The 15,943-nt window shown below is 63.9% G+C and carries 4 protein-coding genes; 2 read left to right on the forward strand and 2 right to left on the reverse strand.

Going from position 1 to position 15,943, the window contains the following annotated elements; all coding sequences use genetic code 11:
- Positions 1–97: 97 nt before the first annotated feature.
- Complete coding sequence (locus AC3ISR_RS05555; RefSeq protein ID WP_463983299.1) at positions 98–4,609, forward strand: hypothetical protein; 4,512 nt, start codon at positions 98–100, stop codon at positions 4,607–4,609.
- Here AC3ISR_RS05555 and AC3ISR_RS05560 read toward each other — a convergent pair.
- Complete coding sequence (locus AC3ISR_RS05560; RefSeq protein ID WP_489324589.1) at positions 4,571–7,684, reverse strand: transglycosylase domain-containing protein; 3,114 nt, start codon at positions 7,682–7,684, stop codon at positions 4,571–4,573. The two genes, AC3ISR_RS05555 and AC3ISR_RS05560, sit on opposite strands and share 39 nt — an antisense overlap.
- A 290-nt stretch (positions 7,685–7,974) precedes the next feature.
- Here AC3ISR_RS05560 and AC3ISR_RS05565 point away from each other — a divergent pair, with 290 nt between their 5' ends.
- The gene (locus AC3ISR_RS05565; RefSeq protein ID WP_192297369.1) at positions 7,975–9,393 is read left to right on the forward strand and encodes an amino acid permease; all 1,419 of its coding nucleotides are present in this window, start codon (positions 7,975–7,977) and stop codon (positions 9,391–9,393) included.
- A 3-nt stretch (positions 9,394–9,396) separates the two neighbouring features.
- Here AC3ISR_RS05565 and AC3ISR_RS05570 read toward each other — a convergent pair whose 3' ends face one another.
- Positions 9,397–15,903, reverse strand: a complete 6,507-nt coding sequence (locus AC3ISR_RS05570) for an NEL-type E3 ubiquitin ligase domain-containing protein (protein ID WP_463983301.1) — start codon at positions 15,901–15,903, stop codon at positions 9,397–9,399.
- Positions 15,904–15,943 lie beyond the last annotated feature (40 nt).

Consider the following 15,943-nt stretch of genomic DNA (forward strand, 5'->3'; position numbering starts at 1 on the left):
GGCTTGAGCGACAGGCGACGGGGCGGTATTTGTGTAGTGCGAGTCGCAGTGCGAGCGCGAGTAGGGTCTGGCGTTCACCCTCGATAGAGAAACCCCGATGACTCTCACTTCGACACCCCCGGCGGCCATGCGCCAGGTGCATATCGAACAGGTGCTGAACCTGTTCGACGACCCTCCCTCGTTGACAACCGTCGCCGCAGACTGTGCCCAGGCCTACCTGGACCAGTACTGCGCGGGACGCAATTATTCTGCGCGTTTGATTTACCTGGCCACACCCGACGGCCCGTATCGTTCCTTGCCCGACTTGGTGATGGCGCGTCTGGCAGCCGCGCGGCCCACGTTGTTGGCCGAGGGCTACCAGCATGTGGTGCAGCGAGTCCGGGAAACCTATGCGCCGGGCGGCCCAAGCCTGGCGGAGCTGGAAGGCCTGATCAACCGCTGCGGGGCGCGCCTGCTGGGGTTTTTTTCACGGCGTCTGCAGGCGTGGTGGAACGAGCCGCTGCCGTTGCACATGACGCGTTGGGGCTACCTGGCCGATGAGTTGCTGGCGTTGCTCTACGACTCCCCCCCGCCGCCGGGCATGAGCGCGGAGTGCTTCGCCCGGGTCTTTCCCAGGTCGGCGTTGCATGGCCGCCGCCCCAATCGGGAGTGGTCGGCCCATGGCCCGGCACTAAGGGTACAAACGCTGCACCTGCGCCGCGGGGCGTCGGTGCAGATGCTGGCGCTGCTCCTGCTGCAAACCGCCACGCAGACGTTCTTGTTCAGCCCGGCCTGCGGTGTGCAGCGCCTGGACACTCCGGACAGCCTGCCAGCGCTGTTGCCGGCCTACGCCAGCCCATTGCTTGCAGGCGCGGGCGGGCAATGGTTCGCCGTCGAGGTGCAGGGCGATCCCTTTGACGCGCTGGCGGCCAGTTACCTGGCGTTGCAGCTGCAAGAGATTGCGTTGCTTGACCCCCTGGTGCCGCGCTCCGTCGAGGATTATCAGGCGCTACTGGGCATGATCACCGACAGCCGCCGCTGGTTTGTAGCGGCCCTCAGTCCGCGTCAGCAGACGTTGCGCGAGCAACTGCCGCTGTGGCTGGTCCATGCCACGCCCGATCAGTGCATCGCCTACGCGCAATTGCTGCAAGCATTGGTTCTCGCCCGCCAGCACAGCGGTGCGCGGCATTTTCTCGACGGTATCCCCTCGTTGCAGGGCTATGCCAACGAGCGCTTGCAAGCCTGTTTGCGAAAGGACGCACGCGCCGCGGCGCTGAGCCCCGCCGATATTCGCTTGACCTTTGAGCGGGTGATTGCCGCCGCAGTGCCGGTGCCGGGAGGTTTTATCGCCGGGCAGGTGGAGCGCTTCCACGTCAGCCTGACGGAGTGGGCCCTCGAGAACCTGGTGGGCTTTGCCCACACCGTCAAAGCGATTCGCCTCAAGGGCGAGCCTGCGCCCGCCTGGTTGAGCTATGAGCTGCTCCAGCGTTGCGTGACCGAGGCCGACATCGGACAGCGGTATCCGGCACTGCTCAAACAGCAATTGATTGGTAACCCCAATCGACGTCAATTGTTCAGCCTGCAATTGCGCGTGCAGCTGCCGATGCAGGCCCTGGAATGGCAAATCAAGGGTGAGCATGGGCTGACCCAGGCAGGTTTTCGGCGCTTGCGGGCTGCGCTGCAACCCAGTGCGACGTCCGACGCATTCTGGCCCTTGGCGTTCAAGGCCGTTGCTGGCGCTACGGCGGATGAAGTGGCCAATATGTTCATCATTGGCCCTCGGCAAGGCGAGGTCGGCCCCCACTTGCTCTATCGGCCTTTGTTCGAGCCGCCGCTACAGGAGTTCCCATCGCTGAAGGCCTTGTTCGAGGCGATCCGGCAACCCGGCGCGCTGCAAGACAGCGTGCTGACCTGGCTGGCGCCCCAGCGTCAGGCGGTCTACGCCAATGGTGGGTTTGACGAACCGCGCACTCAGCATTTTCTGCAGGGCGATGAGTTCACGCGTTATGAACAACCGGCACCGGCACAGCTGAGCAAGTCAGTGCTTGTCGGCGACCCCACTGATCACCTGTTCACGGCCATGGCTCAAGCCTTGGCAAGCCTGGCTGAGCGTCAGACGGTGTCGAACGCCGAACAGCGCTGGGCCAGCCTCAAGCAGGTCGGCTGGTTGTTGTTCGGCACCCTGCAACCCCTGCTCACCGGGCCGCTGATGCTGGTGGGGTGGCTGGTGCAGTTGGTCGACAGCGCCCGGCAGGACATCGTCGCCTTGCAGGGCACCGACGAGCAGGCCAAAAATGCCGCACTGGTCGATCTGCTGGCCAACCTGATGGTGGTCGTGGCGCACCAGGCCACACCCCATGACGCGCGGCGCCACCTGGAGGTAGAGCACCCGGTATTTGCGCCGTTGGCCCTCGCGGAACCGCCGCCCCTGCCGCCTGTACGGATCGCGCCCCCTGCGCAGTTCCTCGCGCCGTCGGGCTGGGCCAATGCCCGCGACACCCTTACGCCAGAGATGTGGGCACGCCTGCAACGGTTCAGCCTGCACAGCTTTGCAGCGCCCTGGCCCGTGGCCTTGGAAGGCGCTGAAACCAGCGGGCCCTGGCAAGGACTGGTGCGCGACACACAGCGCACCCCACCGCGTTGGCTGGCATTGGTGCAAGGGCATAAATTCCGCGTGCGCATGGAACATGGACGCGTACGGGTGATCAGTGCGGATGGCATGCACCGGGGGCCGTGGCTCAAAGCCGTGGGGCAAGGGCGCTGGGAGGTTGACCTGCAATTGCGCCTGCTCGGTGGCGCGGGAGATGGCGCTATCGAGCCTGTCGACAACCGCCAGGTCCTTGAAAACCAATACCGTCAGGCCACACAGAAACGCGCTCGCGCCCAGAGCGCCATGGAACTCGCCCGCACGTTGGCCAACAAGCCCGCCGATGAAGTCACCGAGCAACAGCGCACTCAGGCCCAGGCCCGCTACTTCAAGGCCTTGGAAGAGAAACTGGAGCTTTGCCAGGACGAGTTGCAACTGCTCAGGCGCCTGCGCGACCAGGGGCCACGGCCGCGCTACGAAGAGGAACTGAGCCAGATACTGGAGTCGATCATTCTGACGATACAGTTGTTGGATGCCGACAGCCGCACACGCATGCATCTGCGCAACCTGCAATTGCGACCATTGCTGGAGGCCGGCGACGAACAGACCCATGCCGAACTGAACCAGGGCTTGCGTGAGCTGGCAGTCATCCACGACAACGTGATTCGTTGGCGCATCCTGGAACAGCGCTACCTCGACGAGCTTCGCCAAGTGCCCCGACTCGGCCGCGACAAGGCCCGGGCGCTGGCAGAGTTGATGCCGGTGCGCCCGTCGGTCCTCGACCTGCAGTCCTTGCAGCTCACCACGCTATGGGGCCTGGCCATCGACGTGCCGGGCCTGCCCTTCGAAGATGATCTTTTCGAGAACATGAGCACCACAGTCGACCGTGCCCGCTGGGCCAGCCGCTCCCTGGCCGAGTTGTCGCAGGTGCACAGCAGCGAGGCTGAACGCGTTGAATTGCTCGACAGCATCGACCATGTGTTTGCGCAGACCGATGATCGCATTGAGTTCTGGCGTGCCATGGAACCGGACAGGTTCAACCTCGCGTACCTGCAGCAGCTTCAAGGGTTGTTGGCCACCCTGCACCGTAACGTGGAACAACAACTGGCGGGGTTGCTGCAGCCGCAGGCGCAAGAGGTGTTCAAAGCCCCACCTGACACCTCGGGGAAACGGCGTAACAAGATCATCCGCACCCGCAATCATGACCTGTATGTAGCGCGTATGAGCCCAGAACCCACAGGCGTAGATACCGCTCAGATGCTGGATGCGGCCGGCAGCGTCATCGGTTCATTCACCGAGGCCGAGGACGGCGTCTGGGACCTGGAAAACGTCACGCCACCCGCGCGGCCCGACCCCGAACTCAATAGCCTGTTGAAAAAGGCCAACCTGTTGCTGGGAGAAACCGATAAAGCCATCGCCCATGTTGAAGCGATGGTCGACAAGGCCAATGACGCGGCATCCCTGCAAGAACTACTGGACGCTCAGGCTCGCAGCCGTTTGTGGGCGGCCGAGGCCATTGGCCGAAAACTGCGCGGCCTGGACAACGCGCGGCTGGCGGCGGTGCAGCAGGCCAATGCGCGGACGGCCGAGGCGAGCTTGCGGGCAGCGGTGGCAAAGCTTGAAGCGGCAGGGCTGAGCGCACGCGTGCGCGCCACACGCAATAAAACGCTGACCCAAACCGACGTGGCTTTTTTGCATAGCCACAACGAAGTGCGCGTTCATCGCCAAGGCGCCCGGGTAAAGCTCAAGGGCGATGATTTTTTGCAGGTGTATGCCGTGAATGATGTCCACACCGGCAAGCCGTTGTGCTTCGCGCATTTTCACTACGGGCGCAGTGAAGGCCCGGACGATCACTTCACCGCTGCTCACCTCAAGAGTCCGGAACAGGAACGCCTGGGCCGCCAGGCACAGGCCGCAGTCGAAGCCCAGGCCTTCGCGCGCATGCGCACCGGGCAGACCGGGCGAGTGCAGCAAACCCTCGAGATCCGGCGTGCGCAGATCGGGCTAGCCTTGGCTCGCCAGTTGTTTTTCAGCGTCGACTGAGGGCGCGCACCGGGTATGGCCGTCAGGTTGCAGATACGGCAACAGGATCGGCGCCATGCCCTTGAGTACCTGCACCGGCAACGCCGACGTGAAGGTGAAGTGCTCGGCGGACTGGCCGGGCACAAACGCGGTCAGCGTGCCGAAGTGGTGCTCGCCCAGGTAGAACACAAAGGTCGCGGTGCGGTTGATGGATTTGGAACTGAGGATGCGCCCACCGGCACCAATCGCCTCGATACGGTTGTCGCCGGTGCCGGTCTTGCCGCCCATGGCCAGCGGCGTGCCGTCGGCCAGCTTGAAACTGCCGGCGACGCGCTTGGCGGTGCCGGCGTCCACCACCTGGGACAAGGCGCCGCGCAACGCCCTGGCCACTTCCACCGGGATCACCTGCTTGCCGGGCGCCGGGTCGTTGACCACCTGGGTTTCGTATGGTGTCCCGGCGGCGAAGTGCAGCGTGTCGATGCGCAGCACTCTGGGGCGCACGCCGTCATTGAGGATGATGCCCATCAGTTCCGCCAACGCCGCCGGGCGGTCGCCGGAGCTGCCGATGGCGGTGGCCAATGACGGCACCAGGTGGTCGAAGGGATACCCCACGGCTTTCCAGCGCTGATGAATATCCAGGAACGCCTCGATCTCCAGCATGGTGCGGATGCGGCTGTCCCGCGCGCTTTGGTGGCGGCTCTTGAACAGCCAACTGTAGACCTCCTGGCGTTCGAACTGGCTGGCCTTGACGGCGTCGCTGAAGGTCGCGTCGGGATGGTTGAGCAGGTAGCCCAACAACCACAGGTCCAGCGGATGGACCTTGGCGATATAGCCTTGGTCGGGCAGGTCGTAGGCGCCGGGGCCGTAGTCTTGGTAGAGCTTTTCCAGGCGTTCGTCGGTGAGTTTGAGCGGGCTCTGGACGCCCGACATATGTGAGCGCACGAACAGGTTGAAGCTCGCCTGGCTGGCGTTGGGCAGCAGGTAGCGATGCACGGCAGCCAGGCGGATCGGCGTGGGGTGCAGGCTGTCGAGGAAGGTGTCGAGGCGCGCCTGGGTGTCCTTCTTCTGGTACTTCTTCCAGAACTTGAGCAGGAAGGTGGTGCCTTCGCGGTCGGCGAAACCGGCGAGGTATTCCTGGCGGCGCGGGTCGTTGTCGTCCTTGAGCAACTCGGCGCTGTTGTTCTCGCCGGAGTAGGTGACGTAGCGCACCACATCGCGCATCAGGCGAATGAACGGCAGGTTGATCGACTCGCGCAGGGCGTCGCGCAGGGTCGGGTTGCGGCCGTTGTCCTGGCTGCGGAAGTTATGGAAGGTGTGCAGGCCGCCGCCGGTGAAGAAACGCTCGCCGGGGTTGGCCGAGTAAGTGCGGTCGAGGGCGGCGTCGAGCATCCGGGCGAGGGATTTGTCCGGCGCCTGGATCAGGTAGTCGACGGCCCAGCGGCTCAGGCGGTCCTGTTCATCCACATTGGCTTTTTTCAGCTCGGCCGGGGCCTGGGCCGCGTATTTGGCGTGCAACTCGCTGATGATTTGCAGGTAGGTGGTGAGCACCCGCAGCTTGGCAGTGGAACCCAGCTCCAGCTTGCTGCCTTCGTTGATGTCGAAGGGTTGGTCGGTGTTGTCGGTTTGTACGCGCACCCGCGAGCCGTCCGGGGTCAGTTCGAACAAGGTGAAGCTGTAGCGCACCTGGGCGGTGCTGGTGGCGGTCAGCAAGCGCTCGCCGAGCAGACCGATCTGGCGTGCGTATTCGGGGTCGGCGAGGTGCTTGAGGTAGCCGCTGACCTGGCCCTGCAATTGCGCTTGCAGGGTGCTGGTGGCCGAGAGGTCCAGGCGGTCCAGGTCGTACAGCGGCCGGTCGAGCAGGGCGGCGAGGCGGCTGCGCGCCACGCTGATGCCCTTGTCTGTTTCGATCGGTTGTACCGTGGGTTGTTGCACCCAGTCGCGGTAGCTGACCTTGCTTGCCAGTGCCGCCTTGAGCAGCGCCGGTTCGATCACGCCGCTCTGGGCCAGCAGGCGCAGGTGGCTGTCGGTGAGTTGCGCCAGTTCGTCACGGCCCTTGGTCAAGTAATGAGATGGCCGACGCTGGGCGATGATCAATGACAGCACCTCGCGCAGCGCCAGGCCTTGCTCGGCATTCACCGGGCCCCACAGCGCCTGGTTGACCTGGTTGAAGTCGGCGCCGTACCACACCCGCAAACCCTCGGCCATGCCGTGCACTTCACCGTGCCCCGGCACCGCCGACAGCGGCACGCTGTTGAGGTAGTCGCGCAGGATGTTCTGCCGCGCCGCCAGGGTCTCGGGGCCATCGTGGTAGGCGCGTACGGCGGCGGAAAACATCTGCCGCAGTTTTTCGCCGCCGGACACCGTCAGGCCATCCGGCGAGTGGCGGTATTTTTCCAGTTGGGTCGCCAATGTACTGCCGCCGGCACTTTGGCCCGGCAGGTGCAGCAGCTTGGCGACTTGCGACCACGCGGCCTTGGCGAAACGCGGCCAGTCCACGGCGGGGTTGGCCAGGGGTTGGGCGGGGTCGAGCAGGTCACGGTTTTCGATAAACAGCAGGCTGTTGGTCACCAGCGGTGGGATCGCGGCAAAGCTGGCGTAGAGCTGCTGCGGGTAGTTGTAGGTGTACAGCGGCGCGCCGCGACAGTCGGTGATCGACAGCCCTGCCTGGATTTTTTCCGCGTAGGGCACGAACAGGCCCTTGGCGCTGTAGTCCATCAACGCCGGGGAAAAACGCGACTGCGCCTGGATCACGTAGCCGCGCTTGAGCAGGCGCGGCAGGAAGGTGTCGAGGTCGCTGTAGCCCAGGCGCCGGTCGAATGGCCCGGCACCCGGGTAGTCGATGGCATCGCTGGCGCCGGGCTCGACCTGATAGGTGAGGTTGCGCGCCAGGCGGCTGAGTTCCTGGGCTTGCAGGCGCGAGGTACGCATCTCCTTGGTGGCGGCCACGCCCAGGGCAATCAAGCCCATCAGTACGATCAGCCAGAACAAACGCCAAGCGTAGCGCGGCCTGGGTCTGGTTTTTGATGAAGGCGCTGGGTCCGAACTGCCGTGTACTTTCGCAGCCTTGGTCGAGTCGGTTTGCCACAGTGCGCCCATAGTCGATTGATCCTGCACGCAGATTGATCGGACTTGCTGGAAGCTTAGTCGCTGGGGGCTTGTTGTGAGGGAATTGTGCTTTGTTTGTCGGAAGTTTCTGTGCGAGCGCTGCGACGTTTGGTCGCTGCGGGTAGGTTAGATGCTCCTGTAAAGTTACATTTTTGCGGGTTCTTTAACTAAATTGAGCGGTTTTTATAGTGAAAGACCCTAACCCTGGCTTTTTATACTGCACGCCCCGCTGCGATCGCTCCACGGCGGGCACTCCAATAACAAGATGAGGTTGTACCCCTATGCCCGTCGGCAACCCACTGCCCCATGGCGAGACCGCTCAAGGCGGCCCGCTCAAACGCGAACTCGGTGAACGACACATTCGCCTGATGGCCCTCGGTGCCTGCATCGGCGTCGGCCTGTTCCTCGGCTCGGCCAAGGCCATTGAAATGGCCGGCCCGGCGATCATGCTGTCGTACATCATCGGCGGCCTGGCGATCCTGGTGATCATGCGCGCCCTCGGCGAGATGGCCGTGCACAACCCCGTCGCCGGCTCGTTCAGCCGTTACGCGCAAGATTATCTCGGCCCGCTGGCGGGCTTTCTCACGGGTTGGAACTACTGGTTCCTGTGGCTGGTGACCTGCGTTGCCGAGATCACCGCCGTGGCGGTGTACATGGGCGTGTGGTTCCCTGACACGCCACGCTGGATCTGGGCCCTGGCCGCCTTGATCAGCATGGGCACGATCAACCTGATCGCCGTGAAGGCGTTCGGTGAATTCGAGTTCTGGTTCGCCCTGATCAAGATCGTCACGATCATCGCCATGGTGATCGGCGGTGTTGGCATCATCGCCTTCGGCTTTGGCAACGACGGCGTGGCGCTGGGCATTTCCAACCTGTGGGCCCACGGCGGCTTTATGCCCAACGGCGTGCAGGGCGTGCTGATGTCCCTGCAAATGGTGATGTTCGCCTACCTGGGCGTAGAGATGATCGGCCTCACCGCCGGCGAAGCCCGCAACCCGCAGAAGACGATTCCCAGCGCCATCGGCTCGGTGTTCTGGCGCATCCTGCTGTTCTACGTCGGTGCATTGTTCGTGATCCTGTCGATCTACCCGTGGAATGAAATCGGCACCCAGGGCAGCCCGTTCGTGATGACGTTCGAGCGGTTGGGCATCAAGACCGCGGCGGGCATCATCAACTTTGTGGTGATCACCGCCGCGCTGTCCTCCTGCAACGGCGGTATCTTCAGTACCGGGCGCATGCTCTACAGCCTGGCGCAGAACGGCCAGGCACCGGCCACGTTCGGCACGACTTCCAGCAACGGTGTGCCGCGCAAGGCCTTGCTGTTGTCGATCTTTGCCTTGCTGCTGGGCGTGTTGCTCAACTACCTGGTGCCGGACCAGGTGTTCGTGTGGGTGACCTCCATCGCCACCTTCGGCGCGATCTGGACCTGGCTGATGATCCTGCTGGCCCAGCTCAAGTTCCGCAAAAGCCTGAGCCCGGCCGAACAGGCAGGGCTCAAGTACCGCATGTGGCTGTACCCGGTCAGTTCGTACCTGGCCCTGGCTTTCCTGGTACTGGTGGTGGGCCTGATGGCGTATTTCCCGGATACCCGCGTGGCGCTGTACGTGGGGCCGGCGTTTCTGGTGTTGCTGACCGTGCTGTTCTACGTGTTCAAGTTGCAGCCGGTCGCCAACGTCCAAGCCGCCCCGCGCTCGGCGTAAGCTTCAGTGCGCCTCTTGTGCCAGTTGCGCCGCTTCGGTCAACTGGCGCACCAGGCGATTGCGCTCGGCAATTTCCAGCTCCACCAGGGATTGGCGTCGTTCCAGGTACGCGTCCGAGCGCCGGTCGCTGATCTCCTGGTTCAGCGCATTGAGCTGGTGGCGCACCACATTGTCGATGGTCGAGAAGGGCTCCGGGTAGCTGCGGGCCAGGTACTCGATCCAGAAGTCCTCCATCAATAACGACTCCTGCGCCGCCTGGGTCCGGCCGAGTGCCTCCAGGGTTTGCCGGGCCTGGATCACGTCGTCTTCGCTCACCCATTCTTCGACCGCGTAGAGCATCTCTTCACGTCTGATCGGCAGGTCGAACGCATCGCGCAACTTGAGCCGGTAGTAGAGCTTGATCTCGGCATCGTCCGGGTCCACTCCCGCTGCACGCAGGCGCTCGATATGCGCCTCGGCCAACTGGTCCACCCGACGCAGGTAGAACAGGCTCCTGGCCAGGCCCAGCAATTGGCGGTCGGCCTGCTCACTGCCGGCCTGGCTGCGTGCCTGGTGCACCTGGTGCTCAATTTCCATATTGATAAACGCCAGTATGGCGCCGTCGCCGCAGGTGCCGGCCACGTAGGTATTGAGAAATACCCGGTTGCGCAGATCGGTGGATTGGCCCATGGCGTCGAGCAGGTTCCACACACGGCGGGTGAGTGCTTGCTGGGTGGCCTGGTTGCGCCGGTAGGCATACGACTGCGTGAGGTCCCGCAGGACCCGGAAGGTGTCGTCGGGGTTGGCATCTTCATGCTGGCGCAACTGTTGCCACAGGGTTTGACGTTGCGCGTGTTGGGCGCTGGGCACGCCGGTCAGCCATCGGTTGACGTCAATGGCCTGCGCCTGTTGATGCAGGACGCCCGGCAGCGCGCCACCCAGTACGATGCCGGTGCGGTTGCGGTAGTTGCGTAGCCTGTCGAGCGTGGCATCGCTCAATGGATTGTCATGCAGGATGGTGTTGCGGTTGGTGGGGCCCATGCGCACATCGGAAAACACCGCGTCGGGAATAGTGGTGATGCGGTTTTCCTGAAGCAGCAGGCTACGCAGGCTGCTGCGGCTCTCGGCACCGATGGGCCACTGGTCGATGTTGGTCTGGCGCAGAGACAGCACCCGCAGGCGGGTCATCCGGCTGACATCGGGCGTCAGGCCCAGGGGGTTGCCATCCAGGAACAGCCCGTCCAGGCGTGTGAGCCCGGCCAGCTGCTGGCGCGACTCAACCGTCAGTTCAATCATGTTGTCGCTCAGATCCAACTGTTGCAGTTGGGTCATCTGGGCGAGTGCGGGGGGCAGCTCACCGAGCAGGCAATCGAGTTTCAGGTGGGTAAGGCCGGTGAACTTGCTGAGGAATGCGTTCCCGATGGTGGGGAGCATGTCACCGTCGATCCTGAGGTATTCAATGTGTTCGAATGCGCGGTTGCTCAGGATGAAGGCCGGGTCGGGCAGGTCGTTGCCGTCCAGGCGCAACACCAGTTGGTGGGTGTCGAAAAGGCCTGATTCATTTTCATAGGCCGAGCGGGTTTCCCTGCGCCAGGCGCGCAATATCCGTTCGGCCAGGCTGCGGCGTACGCCATAGTTCCAACCCAGCGGATCGGTCTCGGGGTCGTCGATGGCCTGGGGCGTTTCGATCCAGCGGTTGAGCTCGAACTCCAGGGTCTGGTACTCGGCCTTGCGCCGCTCCAGCTCAATCAGCGCCGCCGGTTCGCTCATGCCCAGGCCGTCAATCAATTCGTTGGCCGCCGCCGTGCTGAAGCTGGGGTAGAGCTCCTTGACCTTGCTGACCAGGTCCACCGGCTGGCGGCCGCTGAAAGGCCAGAGGCTGCGCAGGGAAAACGGGTAGGCCAGGAATGTGCTGTGCACCGGCATCGGCGGTTGCAACCACGGCGGGATATGCGCCAGGCCCAGCAGCGATTTGATTGCCACGCGCTGGCCCAGGGCCAAGTCGGCGATGCGTTCGCGCAGCGGCGCTGTGTCACCGCTGTCGTCCAGGCCCAGGTTGCTGCGTTCTGTATCGGTCAGCAGCGAGGCCACGCTATTGATCAGGCCACTGCTGTCGCTGGGGTCGTTGAGCAGTTGTCCCTCGCGGCCATAGGCCTGGTAGGTGCCATCGATCTTGACCAGCGTGCGGCGGTCGACAGCGCTGGCATGCCCGCCACTGCCTAGCAACGGGCCGGAGAGGCTGGCTTGGCGTACGTCCACGCGCAGGCTCAGGGGCCAGCCGGGCAAATCCTTGAGCACGTGCAGGATGATCCTGTCACTGTCGGGGTTGGCCAGGGTGTCCAGGAACAGGCCTTCGTACGCCCGGTTAAGGCGCATATCGTCGGCGGTGAGCCGCGCCTGTTCCGCCAGGCGCAGGCCGACCTGGTCCTGCTGTTGCAAGCGCTTGAGTTCCTTGGGCGTGGCTTGTTCGAGTATCGCGGTGATCGCGCTGGTAGGCAGGTGCGGGAAGTGGGCGTGCAGGCGCCGTTCGATCAGTGTCGTGGCAAGCTCGCTCTGGGCGTAGAGGATGTCGAACAATTGCGCGCGTTCACGCCACGCGTGGTCGGCGATGCGTTTGGACAGCTTGAACAGACGCTCCTCCTGGGTGGCGGGCAAGGTACCCAGCAGCGCACGGCTGACGTCATCGTTCAGCGCAATGTTTTTCAGCGGTTCCAGACCACGGCTTTCGGCTTCGGTGAGGCGGATGGCCTTGGCTTCGGGTGCGCTTCTGGCCGGATAGCGACGGATCACCTGACCCTGCTCATCCACGATCTGCAGTGCATGGCTGGCGGGCCACGCCGGTAAGCTGGTGACCAGCAGCAGTTGCAGGGACGGCCGCGCATTGCGGGTGGCCGAGTAGACGGTCATGGCATTGATGAACTGCAGGATTTCCCGCTCGATGCGAAACCGCTTGCTGGTGTCTTGCAACAACGGTGGCGGCGGCAGGCCGGCGCTGTGCACTTCGCGCAAGGCCCGCGCCGGGGTGTCGGTGACGCGCATGATCCGCGCAGCGGTGGCCTGGTCGACATGAAAGTTGCTCGGCCCCAGGCGGTAGAACAGACGGTGGTCATCCCATGTCATCGGGTTTTCATTCGACAATCGCCAGGCGCCCCGGCGGTTGTGCTCCAGGCGGGGGGTATCGACCCCGACTTTTTCCGGATGCTTGAGCCGCCATTTGCGCAGGCGTTTGTCGAAAAAAATCGGGTACAGCGAGCCATAGAGCGGCAGCAGTTGCTGGCCTTCCCATTCGTAGATGCCTTCAGCGTCGGGCTTGAGGTCATGGGGCAGCACGACGCGTTGTTCGTATTGGCCCAGGGACTGATCCAGCAGGCTGACCTGGCCTCCAGGGCTGCGCTGGGCGCTCATGAGATCACCGAGGGTTTTGCGCAGGCCCTGGGCATCACTGGCGCTCTTCATCCCCAGTTGCAGGCGTTCACCCGGTTGCAGCACCGAGGCGACGGCCAGGTAGAAACTGTCGACCCCGGGCGTCACCGGAATCGGCCCGGCGTTGCGCATGTCGTAGGCCTCGTAGCGGCCCTGGCCGTAGTGCAACAGCTCGACAGTGGTGTCGTCGGGCCCGCTTGAAACGTAGCGATTGGACGGTGTGCCGCGGCTCATGTCGGTGACCACGAAGTGGCGCTCGAAGGTATTGAGCAACAGGCTCGCGGTGAACTCGCGGGCCCATTGGTCGGTGTCGGGGTTGAAGGCACGGCGATGGTAGAGGCCGTCTATCACGGCGTCGATACGCAGGGCGGTGCGATGGTGTTCAAGGTGTTCCCGCACCGAGGCGGGCAGGCTTGCATCGTGCAGGAATTGCGCTTGCTCGCGGCTGCTCAAGGGCGTGATCAGCAGTAACTGTTGCAGGTTGGCCGAGGTCAGGGGTGGGTAGAGCCGGCGCAGTTTTTTCAGCACGGGGGTCACTTCCACCAAGGACGGAGCGACCTTGATCGGCAAGAATTGCCGTGCGCTTTCATCGGCGGCCAACTCAGCGCGGGCATAGCCGTCATAGCGCGTCATGGCCTCGAAAAGCGCCATGCGGTGTGTCTGCGCCAGTTGGCTGATTTGCAGGCGCACCCGGGCAATGCGCTGGGCCAGCGTCAGGTGCGGGCTGCCTTCCTTGCCCAAGTGTGAATGGGCTGGTTGTTGGGTGAGGATCAGTTCGAACAGTTGCTCGCGGGTGGGCACGCTGGTCGCGGGGTCCGCCAGCAGGCCGTAGGTGCCATCATCGCGGCGCATCAGGTCGATGGTGTGGGAAAGCCCGTTGTCGTTGGCGGCATAGCTTTCGAGCAGGGTGCCTTGCCGGTCGTGCACGTTGATGCTGACGTCGGCAGGCCAGCCAGGTGCCTGGGTCAACAGGCTCAATACGGCAGCGTCGGCATGGGGCGGCATGTGGCCGCGGCGGTGGAAGTCCTTGATCAACTGCTCGATGATCTGGTCGGCCTGCAGGCGCCTTACGCCTTCGGTGAGGTTGATCGGTGCGGGCTGGCCGCTCCATACGCTATCGAGGGTTGCGCGGTCGGTGGCGGTGCTGCGCAGCATTATTTCCATGTCGACCCGGGGTACGGCGGTGGAGCCGTTGGGCAGCATGCGCTCGGCCAGTTGGATGTCCGAGAGGGTATGGGCGTTGTGCAGGTCCAGGGTCCAGGCCTGTTGCGCGGGGTTGAACAGAATCGGTGGGGCAAACTGCCTGTCGTTTTCCTGCTTGAGCACGAAGCGCATCAGCTTGGCGTCGTAACTGACCTCCACCACACGGCGCTGGCCGTTTTGTTGCAGCCAGGCGTACTGCTTGCCGTGGACCTGGAAGACGCCTTGGGGGTTGGCGACCTGGCCGTCGAGCAGGTGCTGGTCGAGAATTGCGTAGGGGCCGATGTCCGGCTTCCAGAGCACATGCGTACCGTCGGCCTTGAGCATTTTTCTCGGGTTGCCCAGCCGGTGCAGCAAACTCTCGATACGCTGGCGATGCACGCGGCCGGCTGTGGTGATCAACAGGCCATTGATGGCCAGGTCGGCGGTGTCGGCCAGGGCCGACGCGAATTCATTGGCTTCCCCCCTCGCGGCTTCGTTGATCCCCACGATCACGCTGTAGGCCAGGCTGCCGAACACTGCCACCTGCATGACCCGGTTCAGGCCCGTTACACCGCCGGGCACGGGGGTGAGCAACAGTTCGAGGACTTCCTGGGCGATGGCGGCCGCGCCGTCGATCAAGGCCTGCAGGTCGCGTTCCGAGCGACGGGTGGCGAGGGTCGACAGGTTGGCTTGATAGCGTTGCACTTCGCGGTACGTGCAGGCCTGCACCAGGGTTTCTTCGCGGCCATGTTTGGGGTCCGGTGTAAAGCGCAGGCTATCGAGGGTGTGCGGTGGGAACAGACAGTGAAACGTGTCGTACAGGAACCCGGCGGTCGGGCTCAGGCCCACGGGGCGTGATGCCTCCTTGAGCAATTGCTTGAACCCGTGCATTTCGGTCATCGGCAGTTGCCGGGCGAACCAGCCCAGGTCGCCCTGGGCGTGGCTGTCCTTGAGCTGTTGCAGGAAGTCATCCGCCGCCTGGCGGGTATCAGTGTGGTAGCGCAGGGCACCGCCAGGGCGGAACGGGAAATACGACAGCACCGCGCGACTGCCCACATGAATCACCAGTAGGGGCACCGGGACGGTTTGCCCTGACGGTACGAAGGGGACGGCGGGCAACACGGTGATGCCGGTGCTCATGCCCAGGGTGTCGAATTTCAATGCCGGGCCGCTACCGTCGATGGCGGCGCTCAGGCTGTCATAGTGCTCGCGGGTCACGCCGGTGATGGCGCGATTGCGATAGGCCTCCAGGGCTTCGAAACGCAGGCAGGCCTTGGTGCTGGCCTGGAGCGTGGCGTACAGATCGCCGCCGGGGCCCAGTGCACGTTGCAGGCGCTGCGCCAACTGGCCGCCGAAGTCCAGTTCACGGGCAATCGTGATGAACTCGCTGACGCTCAGCTTCAGGCCTGCGGCGCCGCTGAGGTAGGACGCGTCGACAAAACTGTGCCCTGATGCCTGATGCTCAGCGGTGGCGAAGTCAAAATTGAGGCAGGCCGCATCCCACAGCGACAGCGTGGAGACGTGGGCGCGGTATTTCCATTCATCGTAGGCACGGCGAAAGCGACGCTGGCGTGACAGCGGCTGGCTGGACCTGGGTTCCCACGGCAGCGGTGGTTGCAGCTCTTGCAGGTAGCGGGTGTGCAGGTGGATGGCTTGCGGGTCCAGGCCGCCGAGCCTGCTGCTCAGTTGGGCCAGCCCTTGGGTCTTGAAGGCCTGGATGATCGCGGTGTTTTCGCGGTCCACCGCTTTGAGGGCCTGGTGGGCTTCGCGTTGCAGCCTGACGTAGTCGCGCTGTTGCGCCAGCGTCAGGCTGCCCATCGTTCGCGCCAGGGTTTCGCGGATCAGCTCCAGAGCCTGTTGGCGAGCCCAGGATTCGCTGGATTGCAGGTTGCCCGACAAGCCGTTGAGCAGTTGGTGGGTAGGCATGGGCCATTTCCTTTCACGGGTTGAGTGGAAGGCAAATGGA

Source organism: Pseudomonas sp. GL_117 (assembly GCF_057835125.1).

What these genes read in the sequence shown, in the direction of transcription:
- AC3ISR_RS05570 (WP_463983301.1), bottom strand. Translation starts at nt 15,903, where the DNA reads ATGCCTACCCACCAACTGCTCAACGGCTTGTCGGGCAACCTGCAATCC.
- AC3ISR_RS05555 (WP_463983299.1), top strand. Translation starts at nt 98, where the DNA reads ATGACTCTCACTTCGACACCCCCGGCGGCCATGCGCCAGGTGCATATC.
- AC3ISR_RS05565 (WP_192297369.1), top strand. Translation starts at nt 7,975, where the DNA reads ATGCCCGTCGGCAACCCACTGCCCCATGGCGAGACCGCTCAAGGCGGC.
- AC3ISR_RS05560 (WP_489324589.1), bottom strand. Translation starts at nt 7,684, where the DNA reads ATGGGCGCACTGTGGCAAACCGACTCGACCAAGGCTGCGAAAGTACAC.